This is a genomic window from Brevundimonas aurifodinae, assembly GCF_040195595.1.
Classification (GTDB): domain Bacteria; phylum Pseudomonadota; class Alphaproteobacteria; order Caulobacterales; family Caulobacteraceae; genus Brevundimonas; species Brevundimonas aurifodinae.
In genome coordinates this window covers 43,637-61,737 of record NZ_JBEGDD010000002.1, presented here as the reverse complement: position 1 = coordinate 61,737, position 18,101 = coordinate 43,637, and the positions used below count along the sequence as shown (strand labels likewise).

General features: G+C 65.7%; 21 protein-coding genes and 1 pseudogene. 9 read left to right on the top strand and 13 right to left on the bottom strand.

Annotated features, from left to right (window positions below):
• Positions 1–8: 8 nt before the first annotated feature.
• The gene (locus ABN401_RS02770) at positions 9–1,889 is read right to left on the bottom strand and encodes a type IV secretory system conjugative DNA transfer family protein (RefSeq protein WP_349683312.1); all 1,881 of its coding nucleotides are present in this window, start codon (positions 1,887–1,889) and stop codon (positions 9–11) included.
• Between the two features lie 306 nt (positions 1,890–2,195).
• On the opposite strand from ABN401_RS02770, the gene copC reads away from it, so the two are divergent.
• Positions 2,196–2,558, top strand: a complete 363-nt coding sequence (gene copC, locus ABN401_RS02765; RefSeq protein ID WP_349683311.1) for a copper homeostasis periplasmic binding protein CopC — start codon at positions 2,196–2,198, stop codon at positions 2,556–2,558.
• A 6-nt stretch (positions 2,559–2,564) separates the two neighbouring features.
• Positions 2,565–3,500, top strand: coding sequence for a copper homeostasis membrane protein CopD (copD, locus tag ABN401_RS02760; RefSeq protein ID WP_349683310.1), 936 nt, complete (start codon positions 2,565–2,567; stop codon positions 3,498–3,500).
• A 39-nt stretch (positions 3,501–3,539) separates the two neighbouring features.
• On the opposite strand, the gene ABN401_RS02755 is transcribed toward copD, so the two are convergent.
• The gene (locus ABN401_RS02755; RefSeq protein ID WP_349683309.1) at positions 3,540–4,007 is read right to left on the bottom strand and encodes a DUF411 domain-containing protein; all 468 of its coding nucleotides are present in this window, start codon (positions 4,005–4,007) and stop codon (positions 3,540–3,542) included.
• A 44-nt stretch (positions 4,008–4,051) separates the two neighbouring features.
• Positions 4,052–4,522 carry a YybH family protein gene (locus tag ABN401_RS02750; RefSeq protein ID WP_349683308.1) on the bottom strand — a complete coding sequence of 157 codons (471 nt, stop codon included), beginning with the start codon at positions 4,520–4,522 and terminating at the stop codon, positions 4,052–4,054.
• A gap of 137 nt (positions 4,523–4,659) precedes the next feature.
• Between ABN401_RS02750 and ABN401_RS02745 the strand changes: the two genes are divergently transcribed.
• Genes ABN401_RS02745 through ABN401_RS02735 form a run of 3 tightly spaced genes read left to right on the top strand, consistent with a single transcriptional unit; the run spans position 4,660 to position 5,949 of the window.
• Complete coding sequence (locus ABN401_RS02745; protein ID WP_349683307.1) at positions 4,660–4,941, top strand: hypothetical protein; 282 nt, start codon at positions 4,660–4,662, stop codon at positions 4,939–4,941.
• Positions 4,938–5,378 (top strand): Spy/CpxP family protein refolding chaperone, encoded by a 441-nt coding sequence (locus ABN401_RS02740; protein ID WP_349683306.1) that lies wholly within the window; start codon positions 4,938–4,940, stop codon positions 5,376–5,378. Before ABN401_RS02745 ends, ABN401_RS02740 begins: the two co-directional genes overlap by 4 nt.
• A gap of 7 nt (positions 5,379–5,385) precedes the next feature.
• On the top strand, positions 5,386–5,949 hold the full coding sequence (locus tag ABN401_RS02735; protein WP_349683305.1) for an RNA polymerase sigma factor: 564 nt from the start codon (positions 5,386–5,388) through the stop codon (positions 5,947–5,949).
• A 255-nt stretch (positions 5,950–6,204) separates the two neighbouring features.
• Here ABN401_RS02735 and ABN401_RS02730 read toward each other — a convergent pair whose 3' ends face one another.
• From ABN401_RS02730 to ABN401_RS02715, 4 genes are all read right to left on the bottom strand, one after another.
• Positions 6,205–6,765, bottom strand: coding sequence for a copper resistance CopC family protein (locus ABN401_RS02730; protein WP_349683304.1), 561 nt, complete (start codon positions 6,763–6,765; stop codon positions 6,205–6,207).
• 49 nt (positions 6,766–6,814) lie between these two features.
• Positions 6,815–8,176: a multicopper oxidase family protein gene (locus ABN401_RS02725; RefSeq protein ID WP_349683303.1), complete on the bottom strand. Its 1,362-nt coding sequence runs from the start codon at positions 8,174–8,176 to the stop codon at positions 6,815–6,817.
• A complete protein-coding gene (locus tag ABN401_RS02720) occupies positions 8,173–9,666 on the bottom strand; it encodes a TolC family protein (RefSeq protein WP_349683302.1) in 1,494 nt (497 codons plus the stop codon). Before ABN401_RS02720 ends, ABN401_RS02725 begins: the two co-directional genes overlap by 4 nt.
• A gap of 173 nt (positions 9,667–9,839) precedes the next feature.
• The gene (locus ABN401_RS02715; RefSeq protein ID WP_349683301.1) at positions 9,840–12,206 is read right to left on the bottom strand and encodes a heavy metal translocating P-type ATPase; all 2,367 of its coding nucleotides are present in this window, start codon (positions 12,204–12,206) and stop codon (positions 9,840–9,842) included.
• A 99-nt stretch (positions 12,207–12,305) separates the two neighbouring features.
• On the opposite strand from ABN401_RS02715, the gene ABN401_RS02710 reads away from it, so the two are divergent.
• The 3 genes from ABN401_RS02710 (at position 12,306) to ABN401_RS02700 (ending at position 14,293) form a co-directional block, all read left to right on the top strand.
• Positions 12,306–12,581, top strand: a complete 276-nt coding sequence (locus ABN401_RS02710) for a metal-sensitive transcriptional regulator (RefSeq protein ID WP_349683300.1) — start codon at positions 12,306–12,308, stop codon at positions 12,579–12,581.
• A gap of 59 nt (positions 12,582–12,640) precedes the next feature.
• Positions 12,641–13,069: a DUF305 domain-containing protein gene (locus ABN401_RS02705; RefSeq protein ID WP_349683299.1), complete on the top strand. Its 429-nt coding sequence runs from the start codon at positions 12,641–12,643 to the stop codon at positions 13,067–13,069.
• A gap of 96 nt (positions 13,070–13,165) precedes the next feature.
• The gene (locus ABN401_RS02700) at positions 13,166–14,293 is read left to right on the top strand and encodes an acyltransferase family protein (protein ID WP_349683298.1); all 1,128 of its coding nucleotides are present in this window, start codon (positions 13,166–13,168) and stop codon (positions 14,291–14,293) included.
• 81 nt (positions 14,294–14,374) lie between these two features.
• Here the strand turns inward: ABN401_RS02700 and ABN401_RS02695 are convergent, their stop codons facing one another.
• The 3 genes and pseudogenes from ABN401_RS02695 to ABN401_RS16390 all read right to left on the bottom strand — a co-directional run.
• Positions 14,375–14,860, bottom strand: coding sequence for a nuclear transport factor 2 family protein (locus ABN401_RS02695; RefSeq protein ID WP_349683297.1), 486 nt, complete (start codon positions 14,858–14,860; stop codon positions 14,375–14,377).
• A gap of 110 nt (positions 14,861–14,970) precedes the next feature.
• The gene (locus tag ABN401_RS16395) at positions 14,971–15,069 is read right to left on the bottom strand and encodes a four-helix bundle copper-binding protein (protein WP_490424182.1); all 99 of its coding nucleotides are present in this window, start codon (positions 15,067–15,069) and stop codon (positions 14,971–14,973) included.
• An 80-nt stretch (positions 15,070–15,149) separates the two neighbouring features.
• Positions 15,150–15,308, bottom strand: a pseudogene (locus tag ABN401_RS16390) (four-helix bundle copper-binding protein); the annotation flags it as partial.
• A gap of 269 nt (positions 15,309–15,577) precedes the next feature.
• Between ABN401_RS16390 and ABN401_RS02690 the strand changes: the two are divergent.
• Positions 15,578–16,078 carry an SRPBCC family protein gene (locus ABN401_RS02690; RefSeq protein ID WP_349683296.1) on the top strand — a complete coding sequence of 167 codons (501 nt, stop codon included), beginning with the start codon at positions 15,578–15,580 and terminating at the stop codon, positions 16,076–16,078.
• A gap of 43 nt (positions 16,079–16,121) precedes the next feature.
• Here ABN401_RS02690 and ABN401_RS02685 read toward each other — a convergent pair whose 3' ends face one another.
• From ABN401_RS02685 to ABN401_RS02675, 3 genes are read right to left on the bottom strand one after another with little or no spacing between them, the layout of a single operon-like run.
• The gene (locus tag ABN401_RS02685) at positions 16,122–16,766 is read right to left on the bottom strand and encodes a class I SAM-dependent methyltransferase (RefSeq protein ID WP_349683295.1); all 645 of its coding nucleotides are present in this window, start codon (positions 16,764–16,766) and stop codon (positions 16,122–16,124) included.
• A gap of 31 nt (positions 16,767–16,797) precedes the next feature.
• Positions 16,798–17,703 (bottom strand): cation diffusion facilitator family transporter, encoded by a 906-nt coding sequence (locus ABN401_RS02680; RefSeq protein WP_349683294.1) that lies wholly within the window; start codon positions 17,701–17,703, stop codon positions 16,798–16,800.
• Positions 17,700–18,089 carry a DUF190 domain-containing protein gene (locus ABN401_RS02675; RefSeq protein WP_349683293.1) on the bottom strand — a complete coding sequence of 130 codons (390 nt, stop codon included), beginning with the start codon at positions 18,087–18,089 and terminating at the stop codon, positions 17,700–17,702. The genes ABN401_RS02680 and ABN401_RS02675 overlap by 4 nt, the downstream gene beginning before the upstream one ends.
• Between the last annotated feature and the right edge of the window lie 12 nt (positions 18,090–18,101).

Sequence of the window (18,101 nt, the reverse complement as noted above, 5' to 3'; positions counted from 1 at the left end):
GGATACTCCTACAACTGACTTCGCGCCTGACTCTGGCCTTGCAACTGATCCAGCGCCGCCTGCTGAGCGGCCATCTCCCCCGCGATCCGTTCGTAAATTTCCGCGACCTTGGCGGCCGCCTTCTTGTCGTCGATCGCTGCGGCAACCTCCTTGAACAGCGGCAGGGTCGCCTCGGGGTCTTCTCCGAGCGCGCGGCGGCCCGCCCACGGATGGGGCGCGCGACCGGGGGTGTCGATTCGGGCGGCCTGATCCGGTGGCGGGAGCTTGGCGCGCGAGCGGAACGGCTCGCGGCGGTCGTATTTGAGCTTCCTGGTGCGCAGCGGCTTGAAGCCGGCGACGAAGACGAGCTGGTCGTCGTCCGGCAGGGCGCGGATTTCGCCCGGCTCCAGCAGCGGGCGCTCGACCTCGGAACGCGAAACTGAACTGCGACCGGCACCCAGGCCGGCTGGACCGCTCCGGCTGGTTCGCGTCTCGGTCACCGTGCCGGTGAGCTTGGAGACCTTGTCCTGGGTCAGCGGGTCCAGCGCGGCGAAGGCGGTGTAGACATAACAGTTGTCGAGGATGGTATTGTGCGGTCCGTAGGTCTCGACGATGTCGTTGAGCGATTGAGCGACGAACATAGTCTTGATGCCGTAGCCGCTCATCAACCGCAGCGACTTCTCGAAGAAGGCGAGACGTCCCAGCAGCGGGAACTCATCCATCAGCATCAGGAGCTTGTGGCGTTTGGGTCGGCCGGTGGCGTCCGTCGTCTCGTGGGCCGTGAGGGATTGGGCGGCAGCGTAGAAGAGAAGCCGAACCAGGGGACGGAGCGCGGCGGCATCGGCCGGTGCGACCTGGACGTAGAGCGACACAGGCGCTTCGGCGCACATCAGGTCGCCCATGCGGAAGTCCGAGGCGGACAGGCAGCGCTCGACGTCCTGGCCGGCCAGCCATTTGAGGTAGGACCGCACCGTCCCCTGCACCGAGGTGCGGAAGCGGTCGTGCATCGCGGCGTAGCCCTTGACCGCCGTCTTGATGAAGGAGTGGGTCTCGGGCTCGCCGTTGGGGCCGGGACGGTGCAGCGTCTTGACCATCACGTCGGCGACAGCGTCGAGGTCGGCGAGGAGTTCGCGGACTTTCAATAGCGTCTTGTCGGCGTCCTCGGCTGTGTAGAGGACATGAAGGATCAAGGCCTCGAGGATTTCCGAGGCGGCCTTGTCCCAGATGGCTTCGTCGTCGCGGGCGCCGCCGGGGTCGGACAGAATGGCGACCAGACGCTGGACCCGGGCCAGTTCGCCCGGGCCGGGGGAGATTTCGGTGAGCGGGTTCCAGCGGGCGGATGCTGGATTGCGGGGATTGATGGACAGCGCATGAGAGAAGGTCGCTCGCCAACCCGCCGACAGCGCGAACAACTCACCTTTGGGGTCATGGGCAAGAACGCTGCCCGTCCATGACAGCAGGGTGGGGACGACATGGCCCCTACCCTTTCCAGATCGAGTGCCTCCGGTCACCAGCGTCGGTCTGAGATCGACCGTCGCCAGCATCCGTCCGCGCAGAAGTCCAATCATCGCACCGGTGGAGATCAGAAGCGACGCACGTCTGGCCTCTGCTACCCCACCCCATCCCCGCACACGAGAATTTCGCGCGTCGCCATCGAACAGAACACCAAGGCCCAGGCCCGCCGATGCGCCCAGGAGCATGAGTGCGGTGCTCGCCGCGAACGCCTGGGGTTCTTCAGCACCGAACCGCGCACGCCACTCGAGGATCGACCAGGGCTGATACAAGACCCAATCGGGGCCCAACCGCCAGCCAGCCCCAAGGACGCTGGCCCATTGAAAGGTCCAGGCGATGTATTGCGTCGCGGCCTGTAGCCCGGCGAGAACGCCCAGACTGCCGGCCGCAAGCTTCAAACCCAAGCTCACAACACGCGTCCGTCAGTGACCGGCTTTCGCCAAATCGCCCACACCCCGGACAGGATGCAGGGTGAGCCTTTTCAACTTGCACGTGACGGCGATTTTTGGGCCGTTGCATCAGAGTTTTGCGACATTCTAAGTCAGAAACGGATGTTCCCTGCCCGCTTTCCGCCTAAGCGACATTTCGCGAAATGGCACCGGCGTTTCACAGACTGACAGCATCGATTTTGGTCTGGGATGAGGGATCGGGCGGCGATGCCCGTATAACCCTATGAGCCCTTGTGGTTATTCGGAGGTTCCATCATGTCTTCTCGCAAACTGCTGTCCCTGATCGGTGCGGCCGGAGCCCTGCTTCTAGTCGCGGGCCAGGCCAACGCGCACGCCCGTGTCATCGCCTCTACCCCGGCGGGCAGCGCCACGGTCGCCTCAACCCGAGCGATCACCGTGACCTTCAGCGACCGGGTCGCCCCGGCCTTTTCGAGTCTGGACGTCATCAATGCGGCCGGTACCCAGGTCGCCGTGACCTCTACAGTATCGGAAGACGGCAAGACGATCTCTGGCCGCACCGCCCGTGCCCTCACGCCTGGTGCCTATACGGTGAACTGGCGCGTAGCCTCGACCGATGGCCATCGCATGACAGGGAATTTCGTCTTCACCGTCCGCTAAGTTCACGTGCTCGATCTCCTGGTCATCGGGCTGCGGCTCGCCCAGTACGGTGCCGCCGTCATCCTGCTGGGAACGCCCCTGTTCCTGCTGTACGGACTGCGCGCCACAGACGCCCTGGCTCAGACTTGGCCGAGGCCTCTGCTGGTCGCGACCTGCGCCGTCGTGGCGGTGGCGTCGGCCGCTGGCCTTGTCGCCCAGACCTCTGTCATGGCAGGCTCGATCATCGAAGGCCTGAAGCCAGCGTCCCTCGGCTTCATGATCACGGGCACGACACTAGGCCCCGCCTTTCTTCTGCGTGCCGGGATCGCCCTGGCGGCGCTCGCACTCGTGCTGCTGTCTCAGCCGTCCCGACGTCAATGGATGGTTCTCGTCGTCGCCGGTCTGGTCGTGAGCGCGAGCTTCGCCTGGACGGGCCACGGCGCGGCGACAGAGGGCCCTGGCCATTATCCTCATCTCGTGGGCGCGATCCTGCACAGCTGGTCCGCCGCGCTCTGGCTCGGAGCCCTCGCCGCGCTTCTGACGATGGCCTCGCGCCACCGTCCGGGCGATCCCGTGTCCGACCGGGTTCTGCATCAGGCCTTGCACGGATTTTCCGGCGTCGGCACGCTCGCCGCAGCAGTCCTCATCCTCAGCGGCCTTGTGAACAGCTGGTTCATGGTCGGAGTCGACCAGATCGGCGGGCTGGTGACGACGCTCTATGGATGGCTGCTGATCGCCAAGCTGGGCCTCTTCGGCATGATGCTGGCGCTCGCGGCGTCGAACCGCTTTCATCTGACACCGGGCATGGCCAGCGCCCTGGATGATCCGGACGACCTGCGCGTCGCCGTCTCCCGGCTCAAGTGCAGTCTGGCGATCGAGACCCTCGTCGCCCTCGCCCTGTTGGCCGTCGTGGCGGTGATGGGTACCCTTGCACCGGTCTCGGCGATGGACATGGGACTGTAGGATCGGAACGTGACGAGCCCGAGGGCTGGTCTCGCGCCATCAACCGTGCCGCGCGAACACGCGCGTGGCACCGCCCCGCAGCATCAGCAAGGTTTCGAACGGCTGTCTTCGACCGTCCGGCATCTCCATGCCGGGTGACCCCAGCGGCATGGCGGGCACGGCCAGTCCGATCGCCACAGGGCGATCCACGAGAAGCCGTCGGACATCCTCAGCGGGGACATGGCCTTCTAGTGCATATCCGTTGATCAGGGCGGTGTGACAGGCGGCCAACGTGTCCATAACGCCTTGTGCCTTGCGGATCGGTGCCAGGTCGGGTTGTTCGATGATCCGTGCGCTGAAGCCGGCGGCGCGCATGCGATCGACCCAGGCGGTGCAGCAGCCGCAGGTGGGGGTCTTGTAGACGACCAGTTCGGGAGCCGGTCGCGGGACCTGGGCGCAGGCGGTTGTGGCGGCGGTGCCGAGAGCGGCACCAAGAAGAACGCGGCGCGACAAGGTTTCTGGCTGCATCGAAGACCTCCTGCAGTAAGCCTGCGTGCCCGGGGTGGGCGGAATCACGATGGTCGGCGCAGGGGCCGGGCGGAAGAATGATAGAGGACGAACCGCCATTCTTCGCCTCGCTCGCGCAGCACGCTGGTCGCAACGCCGCGGCGCTCGATCGCCTCACGCGCCTCATCCTTGAAAGTGATGTGATAGGTATAGGTCTCGCTGACGAAGGCGGTGTCGCCATCGATCTCGATCTTCGTCTCATGGTCTCGAAAGTCGAACCCGGCCAGATCGTCGAACTCGGGGCCGAGGTGATGCTCCAGATAATAGGCAAAGGTCCCCTCCACCCCGCCGTTCTCGAAGATCGCCGAGTCGGGCCAGAACAGGGCGGGGGTTTCAGACACGTCCATGCGCTCGATCGCGTCCCGGTAGGCCGCAACGACTGCGCCAACCTGCTGCGCTTCGATACTCTGGGCCTGGACGGCCGAGGCGAGGACGGCGGCCGCAGCCACGCCCGCGAATATCATTCGAAACGTCATCTATTCCCCCTCGGTTTGCCCCTGGTCCTGCCCAGGAGGCCTATAGTGTTAGGTACGCGCCGCAGTCACGGCCCCGTCGCCTGAGGGAACGGGCGGCGCGCTGCGTAGTGGATATGTGGGCTTTGTGGAGAGTGATGATGACGCGTGATCTCGACGATCTCCTTGGACGCCTGGCCGTCCTGCCCGTCGATCCGGCGATGGATGCCCTGGAGTCCAACGTCTGGGCGCGCGTCGATGCGCTGCGGACCGAGCGCGTGATGGGCCAGGTGCGAACCGGAGCCATCGCCGTGGCGTTGGTGATGGGTCTGACGGTGGGCGGGGTCGGCGTCTTGACGGCGCCCAGGCCGTCCGGAGAGCTGTCGATCTTCACAGTCGAAGCGGGGCTGTCTCCGCTCCTGAGGATGGATGTTCGCTCGTGAGGAACGGCTGGCGCGCGATCGTACTGACCGCAGTTTTGGCCGCGGTCGCGAGCGCAGCGGGCACCTGGATCGGGGCCAGTTGGGTCATGAGCCGCAGAGAGCCTCCGTCCCTGCACGACATCGTGCACGACGAACTGGAGCTCACGGCCGACCAGCACGCCCGGATCGAGGTCATCGAAGACAGGTTCGCCGCCGTCCGGCCGGGCCTTGAAGCCGAGGTGCGCGCCGCCAACCGAGAACTTGCGAGAGCGATCGAGCAGAGCGATGGCGATGGACCCCAGGTCCAGGCCGCGGTCGATCATTTCCACGTCGCCATGGGCGCTCTGCAGAAGGAAACGATCGCCCATGTGTTCGAGATGCGATCGGTGCTGACGCCCGCCCAGGCCACAGTCTTCAACGACCGGATCGTCGAAGCGCTCACACCGACCGAGCCCTGAGGGCGGCGTGGACACGGGGGAGCTGCCGGCTCGGGCGGCGGCTGGCGACCGGGCAGCGTTTAGCGACCTGATGCGCGAGACCCGTTCTGGTCTGTTCCGCTTCGTCCGGCGCTATGTCGGCGACGAGCAGGACGCGCTCGATCTGCTGCAGGAGACCTATGCCGCGGCTTGGCTCGCCATCCGGCGATACGACCCCGCCCGACCGTTCGAGGCGTGGCTCCGGACCATCGCGCTCAACAAGTGCAGGGACTGGTCTCGGCGGCGTGTCGTGCGTCGCCTCGTTCGTGGGGTGACGGACCTGTCGACACCCGAAGCCATGGCGATCCCAGACGGAAGCCCTTCCGCAGAGGACCAACTGGATGCCGCACGGGCGGCCATCCAATTGAACCACGAGATTCAGCGGCTTCCCGCGTCGCTCAAAGCACCCCTCCTGCTAACTGCGATGGAGGGCCGCAGCCACGGCGAGACTGCCGAAATCCTGAGTATCTCGATCAAGGCCGTCGAAACCCGGATCGGCAGGGCGCGTAAGATGCTGGCAAGCCGAATGAAGGCAGCCCTCGACGATCGTTGACCGTCAAGGGCCGGGTGCCATTCACGTCAGGCGGACGGGGCCGGGACCGGCTGCGGGGCGGGCTCAGGCGCGGGCGCCGGAGCAGGCATCGGCATCTCGTGGTCCATTCCCCCGCCCGACATCATCTTGTCACAGCAGCAGGGCGCCGCGGCTGCGGCTGCGCCGGCGCTGAGCAATGTCAGGCCACCGACGAGGCTGAGGATCTTCTGAGTTCGGGTCATAATCATCTCCAGATGTTCAAGGGGAACGCTACACTCAATGGACCATGAAACCGAATGTGCCGGTCATGGTGTGGTTGGTGCCAGCCGCGGTCCAGGCAACGGTGTAGGACCCTGCAGGAAGGGTCGGAACCGGCGTGGTGACGCTCTCGACAGCGGTCTCTGACAAGGTCGCCGACAGCGGGAACCGCTGGCCGGCCGCATTCGTCAGGCTTACCGACTGGACGATCATGGCGTGCGGCAGCGTCAGGGAGATCTCGGCCGGTGATCCGTTGAGCATGGCCCCTGCGGCCGGCGAGGACGTTTGCAGCGCAGTGCCGGTGGGAGCCGGAACCGCCATTTGGCCCGACGCGGTCTGGCCGGACATCGCGGACATGTCGTGACCGGCATGGGGATCGGTGACGGGTGCGGTCTGCGGTGCGGCAGCGGGCATGCTGTGACCTGCGTGCGGGTCCGCTGACGGAGCGGCCTGCGGCGACGCGGCGGGCATCACGTGGCCGGCATGGGGATCGGCCGCTGGTGCGGACTGGGCATTTGCGGCCCCGGCGGCGAGAGCAGCGAACAGGCTTGCGGCCGCAAAGGTCGTGATCTTGGTCATAGTCGTCTCCTTGAGAAGTCTGTCCCGGAATCCGGATAGGTTCGAGGCGTCAACTGCCCCGACGAGGTGGCGAACCGAAAGCTGGGTCGCTGCTCACACGGCTGGCCACGGTGCCGGGCGGATGAGCATACCAGCCGGGATCGGCGTAATCCCCGGGCCTCACGTCGTCACGGGTCTTCACCAGGGTGAACATGCCGCCCATCTCGATGTTCCCGAACGGGCCGCGGCCGGTCATCATGGCCATGGTGTTTGCTGGTCCCTGGTGACCTGCATCGGTGTGTTCCTGGTGTTCGGCCATGCCTTCGCGGCCCATCGGAAGATAGCCTGGAAGCATCTGTCGGACCCGCGCGCCGACGCCCGTCTGATCGACGCCGGTGGGGTTGGGCACCTCGTGGCCCATGGCATTCATGGTGTGGTGGGCCATGTGGCAGTGCAGCGCCCAGTCACCGGGCACGGCAGTGAACTCGATGTCGCGCATCTGTCCGACGCTGACGGTCTCGGTCACCTCGCGCCGCCACTGGCTCTGTGGCCAGCGCCCGCCGTCGGAGCCGGTGACCAGGAACTCCACACCGTGCAGATGGACCGGATGATTCCACATCGACAGATTGCCGACGCGGATGCGGACCTTGTCTCCGGTCCTTGTCACCAGGGGCTCGATCGCCGGGAAGACCTTGGAGTTGAAGGTCCAGAGATCGAAATCGACCATCACCGACGGATCGGGACGCCACGTTCCCGGATGCAGCGCCCAGTTATGCAGGAGAAAGGCGAAGTCGCGGTCGATCGCTTCCTTCTGGCGCGGATGGATGATGAACAGCCCCATCATGCCGTAGGCCATCTGGGTCATCTCATCGGCGTGCGGATGATACATATGGGTGCCGTGCTGGCGCAGGGTGAACTCATAGACAAAGGTCTCGCCCGGCTGGATCGCCGGCTGCGTCAGCCCGCCAATGCCGTCCATTCCGGCGGGCAGGATCAGGCCGTGCCAGTGGACTGAGGTATGCTCGCCCAGTCGGTTGGTGACGAAGATGCGGACCCGATCGCCCTCGACCGCCTCGATCGTCGGTCCGGGCGTCGAGCCATTGTAGCCCCAGCATGTGGCGACGCTGCCGGGTCCGAACTCGTGCTGAATCTCTTCGGCGACAAGATGGAACTCCTTGACCCCATCGTTCATCCGCCACGGCAAGGTCCAGCCGTTCAAAGTTCGGACGGGCGTGTAGCGGGGATCAAGCGGCACGGCGGGAGCGGGTCCGGTCGCGATCGGGCGGCCGGGGGCACCGCGGGGCGGAGGGGCCGTTTGGCCCATCGTGCTCATGTCGTGATCCTGCGCCGCGGCGCGGCTGACCGGACCGGCGACCGAGGCGACGGTCGCCACGCCCGTTGCCAGCATGATGTCTCTGCGGCTGAGGCTCATGGCCGGCCTCCATTGTGCTGGCTGTGATCGACGGTCGGCGTCGAGGCCGGTGCGGTCGCTGAAGCCACGCCGCCATGTCCACCGTGTTGGGAATGATCCACCGCCGGCGCGCCGATCGGCGTTCCAGAGGTGGCGGGGGTGGCCAGAATGTCGGACACGCTCTCGGTCCGTCCCAGGGCCTCCCGTTCGCTGGGCAACCGCGCACCGACCAGCCGCATCAGCGCGATGCGCGCCAGCCAATAGTCCCGCACCGACTCCAGATAGCTTTGGTAGGCGTCGTATTCCTGGGTCTTGGCCTGGATGACGTCGAAGACACCGATGAGCATGAAGTTCTGCTCTTCCTGGCTGCGCACCGTCACGATCTCACGCTGTGGCACCAGGGCGTCTCGGTGGATCCGGACGATGTCGCTCAGGACCCGGACTCGTTCGGCTGCGAGTTCGATACCGTTGCCGGACAGAAGCTCGATCCTCGCCAGACGCGCGCGCGCCAGTCGGAGCTGGGCGTCGGCTCGCGCCACCCGCGCTTGCCCCTGATTGAAGATGGGCAGCTCCAGGTCCAGCGTCGGCCCGCTGATCCTCGACCCATCGATCTCCTCCTCGCGCTCGAAGCCGATGGACGTATCGCCGAGCAGGCGAAAGTTGCGCGTCACGCCGGCCGCGCTGGCGGTGATCTCGGCCTCCTGGCGCGCGGCTAGAAGATCGAGACTGGCGGTTTCAGCCATGCGGCGCAGTTCGGTCGGGTCGTCTTCTACGGCCACGGGGAGAGGCAGGACCGTGCCCGCGTTCCAGTCGGTGTCCGCACCTCTCAGCCCGATCAGGGTATTGAGCTCCAGTCGCGCCATCCGCGCCTCTACGGCCGCCCGGGCCGCGTCGATCCGCGCCGAGCTGGCGGCGGCCAGCTCGCGATTGAGCTGCAGCTCCGTGATGTTGCCAGCGTCGAAATAGCGTTGCGACAGATCCGCCGAAACGTCGAGCGCCTCGGCCACGGCTGCCCGCATGTCAGCCACCTGCTGGGCACCGACGTAGGTGTACCAGGCGGCTTCGACATCGAGACTAACGTCCAGCACAGCCGAGGCGATCTGATAGCGGGCCCTCTGGTTCTCGAGGCGCGCCAGCCGAACCCGCGATGGAAGGACGAGCAGATCGATCAGGGGCGCAGACAGGCCATAGGTCAGCTTTTCGCCGGCCCCGTCCTCCAGCGACAGGCGCGAGGCCCCGATGCGCGGATTGGCGATCTGGATCGCCTCCAGAACATCGGCGCGGGCCAGCCCTAGCTCTGCGTATTGTTCCTGTAGCTGCGGACTGCGAACCATGGCCATCCGCACGGCGAGATCGGCGCTCATCGGCTGGCCCAGCCAACGCTGGATCGTCACCTCGTCCTCGGGTGCGGAGTTGGCTTCCCAGCCCAGCGCCGGGGCCCCGCGATCGGCCAGCAGCCGGTTAATCTCGATCGTGTCCTGGGTCGGATCGACGGTCGCGCACGCAGACACTGTCGCCAGCAGGGCGAGTGCGACGCTAGACCGTAGCCATACCGTCGAACGGCTATGTCGAGGCGGGCTCGCGGGTGTCGAAATGCTCGGCATGGATCTGTTTTCGGTGGGGTCTATTCTTGGTATACGCAGCATATGCCGACGCCCCTCGTGCAGAGCACCGCGACCGCCTGTCACAACTTGACCGCCCGGAGCCGCAACGCATTGGCGATCACGCTGACCGACGACAACGCCATCGCCAGCGCCGCCAGGGCCGGCGATAGCAACCAGCCGAACACCGGATAGAGCAGACCGGCTGCGACGGGGATGCCCAGAGCGTTATACCCGAAGGCGAACACCAGATTCTGACGGATGTTGCTCATCACCGCCTTCGACAGGTGGCGTGCGCGCACGATCCCCTTCAGGTCGCCGCCCAGCAGGGTCACGCCCGCGCTCTCGATCGCCACGTCCGAGCCCGCGCCCATCGCCACGCCGACATCGGCGGCAGCCAGGGCGGGCGCGTCATTCACTCCGTCCCCCGCCATGGCGACGACCCGGCCCTCGGCGCGCAGCCGTTCGACCACGGAGGCCTTGTCCTGGGGCAGGACCTCGGCCTGGACCTCGTCGATGCCCAGCCGACGGGCCACGGCCTCGGCGGTCGTGCGGTTGTCGCCGGTCATCATCACCAGACGCAGGCCGGCGGCCTTCAACGCCGTGATCGCATCGGCCGTGGTCACCTTGATCGGATCGGCGATGCCGAGGACGCCCGCGGCCTCGCCGTCTACAGCGGCGAAGATGGCCGTGGCCCCGTCGCCCCTGAGCGCGTCGGCCTCCGCTTCAAGGGCCGAGACATCCACGCCGAGCTCGGTCAGGAACCGCGTATTGCCCAGCGCGACCCGCTTGCCATCGACCACGCCCGAGACGCCGCGCCCGACGGGACTGTCGAACTCTGTCGCCTCCGACAGGGTCAGTCTACGGTCGTTGGCGGCCGAGACGATGGCGTCCGCCAGCGGGTGTTCGCTGCCCCGCTCCAGGCTGGCGGCGAGGCGCAGCAACTCGGCCTCATCGAAGCCGGACGCGGGTCGGATGGCCGTGACCGAGGGTCGGCCTTCGGTCAGGGTGCCGGTCTTGTCCAGCACCAGGGTGTCGACCTTCTCGAACCGTTCCAGCGCCTCGGCATTGCGGATCAGGACGCCGGCCTGGGCCCCCCGGCCGACCCCGACCATGATCGAGATCGGCGTCGCCAGGCCGAGTGCGCAGGGACAGGCAATGATCAGCACCGACACCGCCGCGACCAGGGCATAGGACAGGCGAGGCTCGGGCCCCAACAGCCCCCAGACCAGCGCCGCGACGAGAGCGATGGCAATCACCGCCGGCACGAACCAGCCGGAGACGGTGTCGGCCAGACGCTGGATCGGCGCGCGACTGCGCTGGGCCTGGGCGACCATCTGGACGATCCGGGACAGCAGGGTGTCGGCCCCGACCTTGTCGGCCCTCATGACGAACGAGCCGGTCCGGTTCAACGATCCGCCGACCACGCTCGCGCCGGGCTCCTTGGTCACGGGCATGGATTCGCCGGTCACCATGGACTCGTCGATCGACACCCGCCCGTCCAGGATCTCGCCGTCGACCGGCACCTGTTCGCCCGGTCGTACGCGCAGCCGGTCCCCGACGACGACGAGGTCGAGCGTGACGTCTTCATCGGTCCCGTCGTCTCGAACGCGCCGCGCGGTCTTGGGCGTCAGGTCCAACAGGGCGCGGATAGCTCCGGAGGTCTGTTCGCGCGCCCGCAGCTCCAGGATCTGGCCGACCAGCACAAGGACGGTGATGACCGCCGCCGCCTCGAAATAGACCGGGGCGCTGCCGTCCATGCGCAGGAAGGCCGGCGGAAAAAGACTGGGCACCAGTACCGCCACGACGCTGTAGGCCCAGGCCACGCCGACGCCCATTGCGATCAGAGTGAACATGTTGAGCTTGCGGGTCCGCAACGACGTCCAGCCCCGTTGAAAGAAGGGCGCGCCGGCCCAGAGCACCACCGGTGTGGCCAGGGCGAACTGGATCCAGTTCGAGGTCTGGCCGGGGATCCGCATCATCAGGCCCGTCAGATGTCCCCCCATCTCCAGGGCGAAGACCGGCAGGGTCAGCACCAGCCCCACCCAGAACCGACGGGTGAAATCGGTGAGTTCGTGGTTGACGGGAGCCTCGGCCGTCACGGTCTCAGGCTCGAGGGCCATGCCGCAGATGGGACAGGACCCCGGCCCCTCCTGTCGCACCTCCGGGTGCATCGGGCAGGTATAGATGGCCCCGGGGACCGCGGGCGCGGGCTCGGGCCGGTCGCCCAGATATTTCCCCGGATCGGCGATGAACTTCGTACGGCACCCGGCCGAGCAGAAGAAATGCTCCGTGCCCTCATGCGAAGCCCTGTGGGCCGTCGTCGCCGGATCGACGGTCATGCCGCAGACCGGATCGATCGCCTTGCCGTCAGCCTTATCGTTGGCACCGTGCGAACAGCAGGCGTGCTTGTGACTGGCTGCGACAGGGTTGGCGTGAGGATCGGACATAGCGGCGTCTCCTGGGGGCGGGCGTCGGAAATATACCCTAGTGGGGTATAGTGCAAGATACCTACATGGGGTATAACCGCGCTGAACCGGAGTTGATCCATGCAAGTTGAAACTAAGCCCAAGGTCATCAACCGCCTGAACCGTATCGAGGGTCAGGTGCGGGGCATTGTCCGCATGGTCGACGACGACCGCTACTGCGTCGACGTCCTGACCCAGCTCCAGGCCGTGCGGGCCGCGCTGAACCGGGTAGAGAGCGAGGTGCTCAAGGACCACCTTGACCACTGCGTGATGGGGGCGATGACCGGCGACGACCCTGCGGACCGCAAGGCCAAGGCCAGCGAATTGATCGAGCTGCTCGGACGCGCCACGCGCTAACCTCGGGGAACAAAGGTCTCTGCCGGTCGCTATCGCATCAGATTTTAAGGGATTCCGCCATGAAACGCCTCAGCCTCGTCCTCGCCGCCTGTGCCGTCGCTGCCGCCTGCTCACCCCAGGCCGAGCCCGCCGCGGGCGAGACCACCAGCGCCAGACCCGCAGGCGACGCTATGATGGCGGACAACAAGATGGGCGGCATGTACAAGATGGCCATGATGGCCCCCGCCGAAGGCGATAGCGAAGCGACCCGCGGCTACAAGGCCGCGATGATGAGCATGATGACCGGCATGCCCGCCTATCAGGGCAACCCCGACGCCGACTTCATGCGGCAGATGCGCGGTCACCATCAGGCAGCGATCGCCATGGCCCAGGTCGAACTGGCACAGGGTCAGAACGCCGAGGCCAAGGCGCTGGCTCAGGAGATCATCACCGCTCAGGAACGCGAGATCGGCGTCATCGACACTTGGCTGGCCGCCAATCCCACCTGATGGTCGGACGACCTAGGACCTGACGCGAGGGGTTGGCCCCGCTCCCGCGTATCTCGATGAATGGGCCATCTGCCGTGCCCCGACAGCGGGGGCTGAATGACGTCCGTATCGCCGACGACCGAGGGATACCCCGCCGACTTAAGGGCGCTGACCAGTCTACGCGCCTTCCTGGCCTTGGGCGTGGTGCTGTTCCACTACCAACTGCAGTGGGATCCGGCGCTCGGCTTCAGTTCGATCATCGAGCGCAGCCGGCTGGCCGTCGACGCGTTTTTCATGCTGTCGGGCTTCATCATGGCTCACGTCTACGGGCCGAGCTTCGCCAACGGCACATTCAGCTACAGGCGGTTCATCGTCGCCCGCATCGCCCGTATGTATCCGCTGCATCTGGCGATGCTCGGTGTCGTGCTGGTCATGGTGCTGGCAGCCGCCGGGCAAGGCGTCCGATACGACCCGGCGACCTACACTCCGCAGGGTTTCTTCCAAACCCTGTTCCTGATTCAGGCCTGGTCTCCGAGTACACTCGGCAGCAATTGGAGCGGACCGTCCTGGTCCTTGTCGGCCGAATGGTTCGCCTACCTCCTGTTTCCCGCCTATGCGCTGGTCGCGACGCGATTGAGGCACCGCCCCCGCCTGCTGCTCGGGCTCGGGATCGTCGGCTTCATCGCGATCGATGCAGTCTATGGCCAAGTGTTCGGCAAGGTGCTTCCCCGCGCTGAAGACGACATGGGCATATTGCGCATCCTGCCGGAGTTCCTGATCGGCATGGGGCTCCATGGCCTAGGCCAAGGGCTGCGATGGTCGCGGGCTGTCACGATCACCGCCGCCGTGGCCGCGCCGCTCGCCCTCTTCGTGGCCATGCAGTTCACTCTCGACGACCGGTATGTCGTCGCCCTAACCGCGCCCGTTATTCTGTGCTGGTCCATGCTGGCCAAAGCCAGTTGCGAAGGCACCCTGTCCACGCCCGCTCTAGTCTTCGCCGGCGAAGTCTCGTTCGCGCTTTATCTGGCCCACATGCCCGTTCTGGTCGCCTACAAGGGCGTCGCGGCCGAGATGCGCGGGATCGACAGCGGCTTCGTCATGACGCCGGCCGAGCTGATCGGTCTCTTTGTCGTGACGGTTCTCGTCTCGGTGGCGCTGCACCTTTTCATCGAGCGCCCCGGCAGAAGCGCGATCCGCAAACGCTTCAAAAATGTTGGAGCCCGACCTCTAACGACCGCTGACTAGGAGTGTGTTGCCTTCTAGGCCGACGCCAGACGCGATGCTCCATTTACCGATCCCGCGCATGCAGACGTCCTTGGCGTCCGGTCAGGCAGCGGGCATGGCACGCGAGGACCAGTGGATGTGCTGGATGCGCCAACCGTCGGCTCCGCGCTTGAGTATCATCGTCTCGACCGTCAGGCGACCGGTCGCACTGTTGCCGGCCTGACCTTGGGTTTCTCCTTCGCTCACGATCCATGCCACATCACCGGACGCCCATCCCGCGCGACGCGATAGCGCGGACTCCGATGCCGCCGCATAGGCCGCGTCGGCTTCCAGATGGTGCGAAGCGTATTCGGCCCGCGAACGTTCGGCCGCGCCCTCTTCGAAGATCATCACGTCATCGGACATCAGCGCCAGAGCAGAGTCAGTGTCGCCTGTCTCCAACGCTGCATGAAAGGCGTCGACAACGTTGGCCGCCTCCTCGGCCTCCCGCGCCACGGCAAAGATCTGGGCTGAGGCGGGGGAAACAGACGCGATGAGCGGCCCGACAGACAACAGGACGGCGGCGGAAAGGACGAGGCGACGTGACATGGGCGACTCCGGTTCAGGGCAGCGAACAGCCTAACCAGAAAGCACCTGCGATGTCAGTCCTTCAGCGTGATCGTCCCCGCCGCCCGGAGGCAGGCGTCCGCGCATCTTCGTCAGGCTTCGGCGCAGACAAGGCAATGCTCATGCATCTCCGCATGCTGGTCGCATTCCGTGGTGCAGGCCGCGCAGGTCTCCGCGCACAACTCGAGCATTCTCTGATGACCGCCTCATTGCTGCCGGTGCGACGAGCACTGATCATACCCGTGGCGGCGCAGACATCGGCGCAGTCAAGGTCGATCCGAATGCACTGGACGAGGTCGGCCACCATCGCCTCTCCGAGACAGGCATCAGCGCAGATCCGACAAATGGCGGCACAGGCGTTCGCTTCCTCGACCGCGTGAACGACGGCTTCGTGGAGATTGCCTTGAACATGGGGGTGACTGCTGATCATCGTGGCGATGTGCATCGAAACCTCCTTCCAACTCGGTTTCGATGACTGAACCGGGCATCCCGACCCAGGTTCCGTTCGGGCAAACTGAGTCACCGCGCAATCTCCTCGACATGCCTCGGCATGCGGGGCCAATTCCGGGTAAGCTGAGTTTGCGAGATGAGTTTTCGATCGGCGGGGACGGTGGTTCGAACGCTCTCATTGCGTCGTGCCATGTCTCCTGCATGCCTCGGCTTGCTCCATCAGCCGATCGTCAACAGGATGAGACTTCCGTGAAAAGACTGACCAGCGAGATCATCGTCGAGGCATCGCCCCAGAACATCTGGGACATCCTGGCCGACATCCCGGCCTATCCTGAATGGAACAACTCGACCCGGATTGTCCCCGACGGCAAGAAGCCCGACGAGATCACCTATGGCCTGACAGCCGTTCGACCCAACGGCCAAGAAGTGTCATGGAGGCTGACGGGCCGCATGCTCGATCGTCGCAAGCCGAACCTGATCGCATGGCGATTGGGCATGCCCGGCTTCGTCTTCTTGAGAATGTCCTATGCCCTGACGCCGCATGGCACCGGAACCCACGTTTTGTTCTCCGCCGAGGTCAGCGGATTTGTGCCCAGGATCTTCCCAAATCACTTTCCGAACCTGTTGCCTGCCCCGATGGCGGGAACCTTGCGCGCGCTTAAGCGCCGTGCGGAGATGAGGGGTAGCCGGCCTGCCTCCGTACCCGGGAAAAAGTCGCGTCATGGCGGACCCCCACCCCGCCGACGCTGAGAGAATCTGCCGCCGACGCCGAGTGCCGACGCAAGGGGCGGGGCTAACGGCGACGCATCACTGCCCAGGTGAAGGGCTGGATCACACCACCCGGTGAGCGGTGCTCATCACGCCAGACGTCGTGGGCCACAAAGTCAGAGGCGAATTCGGCAGTCAGACTGGGCCCGTCGTAACGCTGGACCGGCAAGCCGCTGCATCGGTCCGGTCCATCGTCGGCAAAGGTCGCGATGATCATCCACGCGCCACCGGCCGTGGCGCTTCGGAGGGCAGCTCTATAGCCGTCGCGTTGCCAGGGCTCGGTCAGAAAGTGAAACAGCGCGCGATCGTGCCAGACGTCGAAACGGCGGTCGGGACACCATTGGGTCACGTCAGCCACCACCCAATCCACCTTCAAGGCGCGCGAACCCAAGCGGGCGCGAGACGTCTCGAAGGCCGAAGAGGCAATATCGACCACGGTCAAATCAGTCGCTCCGCGATCCAGCAGTTGTTCAACCAGACGAGACGATCCCGCGCCGACATCCACTAGAGAGGCCCGCACAGAGATGTCGGCCAAGGCGAGGGCTTCCAGCGACGCACGGGGTTCCGGCTCGAACCAACTGACCGCATCGTCTGCGATGGTCTCGTAGACACGATCCCAATGTTTGGCATCGATACCAGGTTCGGGAGTGTCTGCAGCCGCCTCGATCATGGTCTCCGCCTTTCCCATCAACCCGGCCTACTCAGAGATGAGGGTTTTCCCCGTGACCGGGCCCGGAAAGATCGCCACCCGGGTCAGTCTCCACCTGAACCGTGGCGTGTTCAATCCCATGCACGTCCTGCATCACCGTCAGCACCCGTCGCCGTACATCCTCGCCATCCTCAACAGACGCCGAGACGTGGACCGATCCGTTCACATCATCGCTGCTGATGCCCCACAGATGCAGGTCGTGCACCGCAACCCCCCCTGGGACAGCCGCTATCGTCGCCCTGACAGCGTCCAGTGACAGGCCTTTCGGTACGCCTACCAGCAGGATGTGGGTGGTGTTCTTGAGCAGGACCCAGGTCCGGGGCAGCACCCAAAGCCCGATTCCGATGGCCACCACGGGATCGACCCAGGTCCAGCCGGTCGCCATGATCAGGAGCGCGCCACCGATCACCCCTACCGACCCAAGCATGTCGGCCCAGACCTCCAGGTAGGCCCCCTTCAAATTCAGGCTGGCTTCTACACCCGAGGCCAGCAGCCGAATCGAGATCAGGTTCACGCCCAGGCCCAGAGACGCCACGATCAGCATGCCGATCGATCCAACCGGTTCCGGGTCGAACAGCCGCATTACGCCTTCGTAGAAGATGTAGCCCGCCACCAGGAACAGCAGGACCGCATTGAAGGTCGCCGCCAGGATTTCGAAGCGCCGATAGCCGAAGGTGCGCAGGGCGTCGGCCGGGCGCTGGCCAATCTTGATCGCCGCCAGGGCGATGGCCAGCGCCACCACATCGGTCAGCATGTGGGCCGCGTCCGACAGCAGGGCCAGGCTCTGGAACACTACCGCCCCGATGACCTCGGCGACTAGGAACGTCGAGGTCAGGGCCAAGGCCCAGACCATGCGACGGCTGCTGGCCCCCGCGCCGTGGGCGTGTTCCTGGCTCATCGGTCTTGTTTCCCTATTTGTTCGAGGCTGTGACCCAGCCGATTCCCCTCGCGGGCCACCGGTGCCGCACCGGCGGGCCAGCGCAGCACCTCGATCGCCTCAAGCGTGATCGGGCCCAGTGATTCGAGGTCGGCCAGGCTGTCGACGAAGGCCCGCAGTATCGGTTCCTCGTCCAGGATTTCGATGACGGTGGATTGAACGTCGTCGAGCACCGCGCGGCGTCGCCGCTGCGGCGTATGGCCGAAGCCGACGATGGCCTCGAACACCGTGCCGCCGGCCACGCCCATCGCCCGCGCCCGGGTGGCGACAATCTCATGCAGCTTGTGATCGCCGACATAGGCGCTGTCGTCGGTATAGATTCTCAGTCGCTTGATCGGGGTCGTCATGGTCGGCTTGGG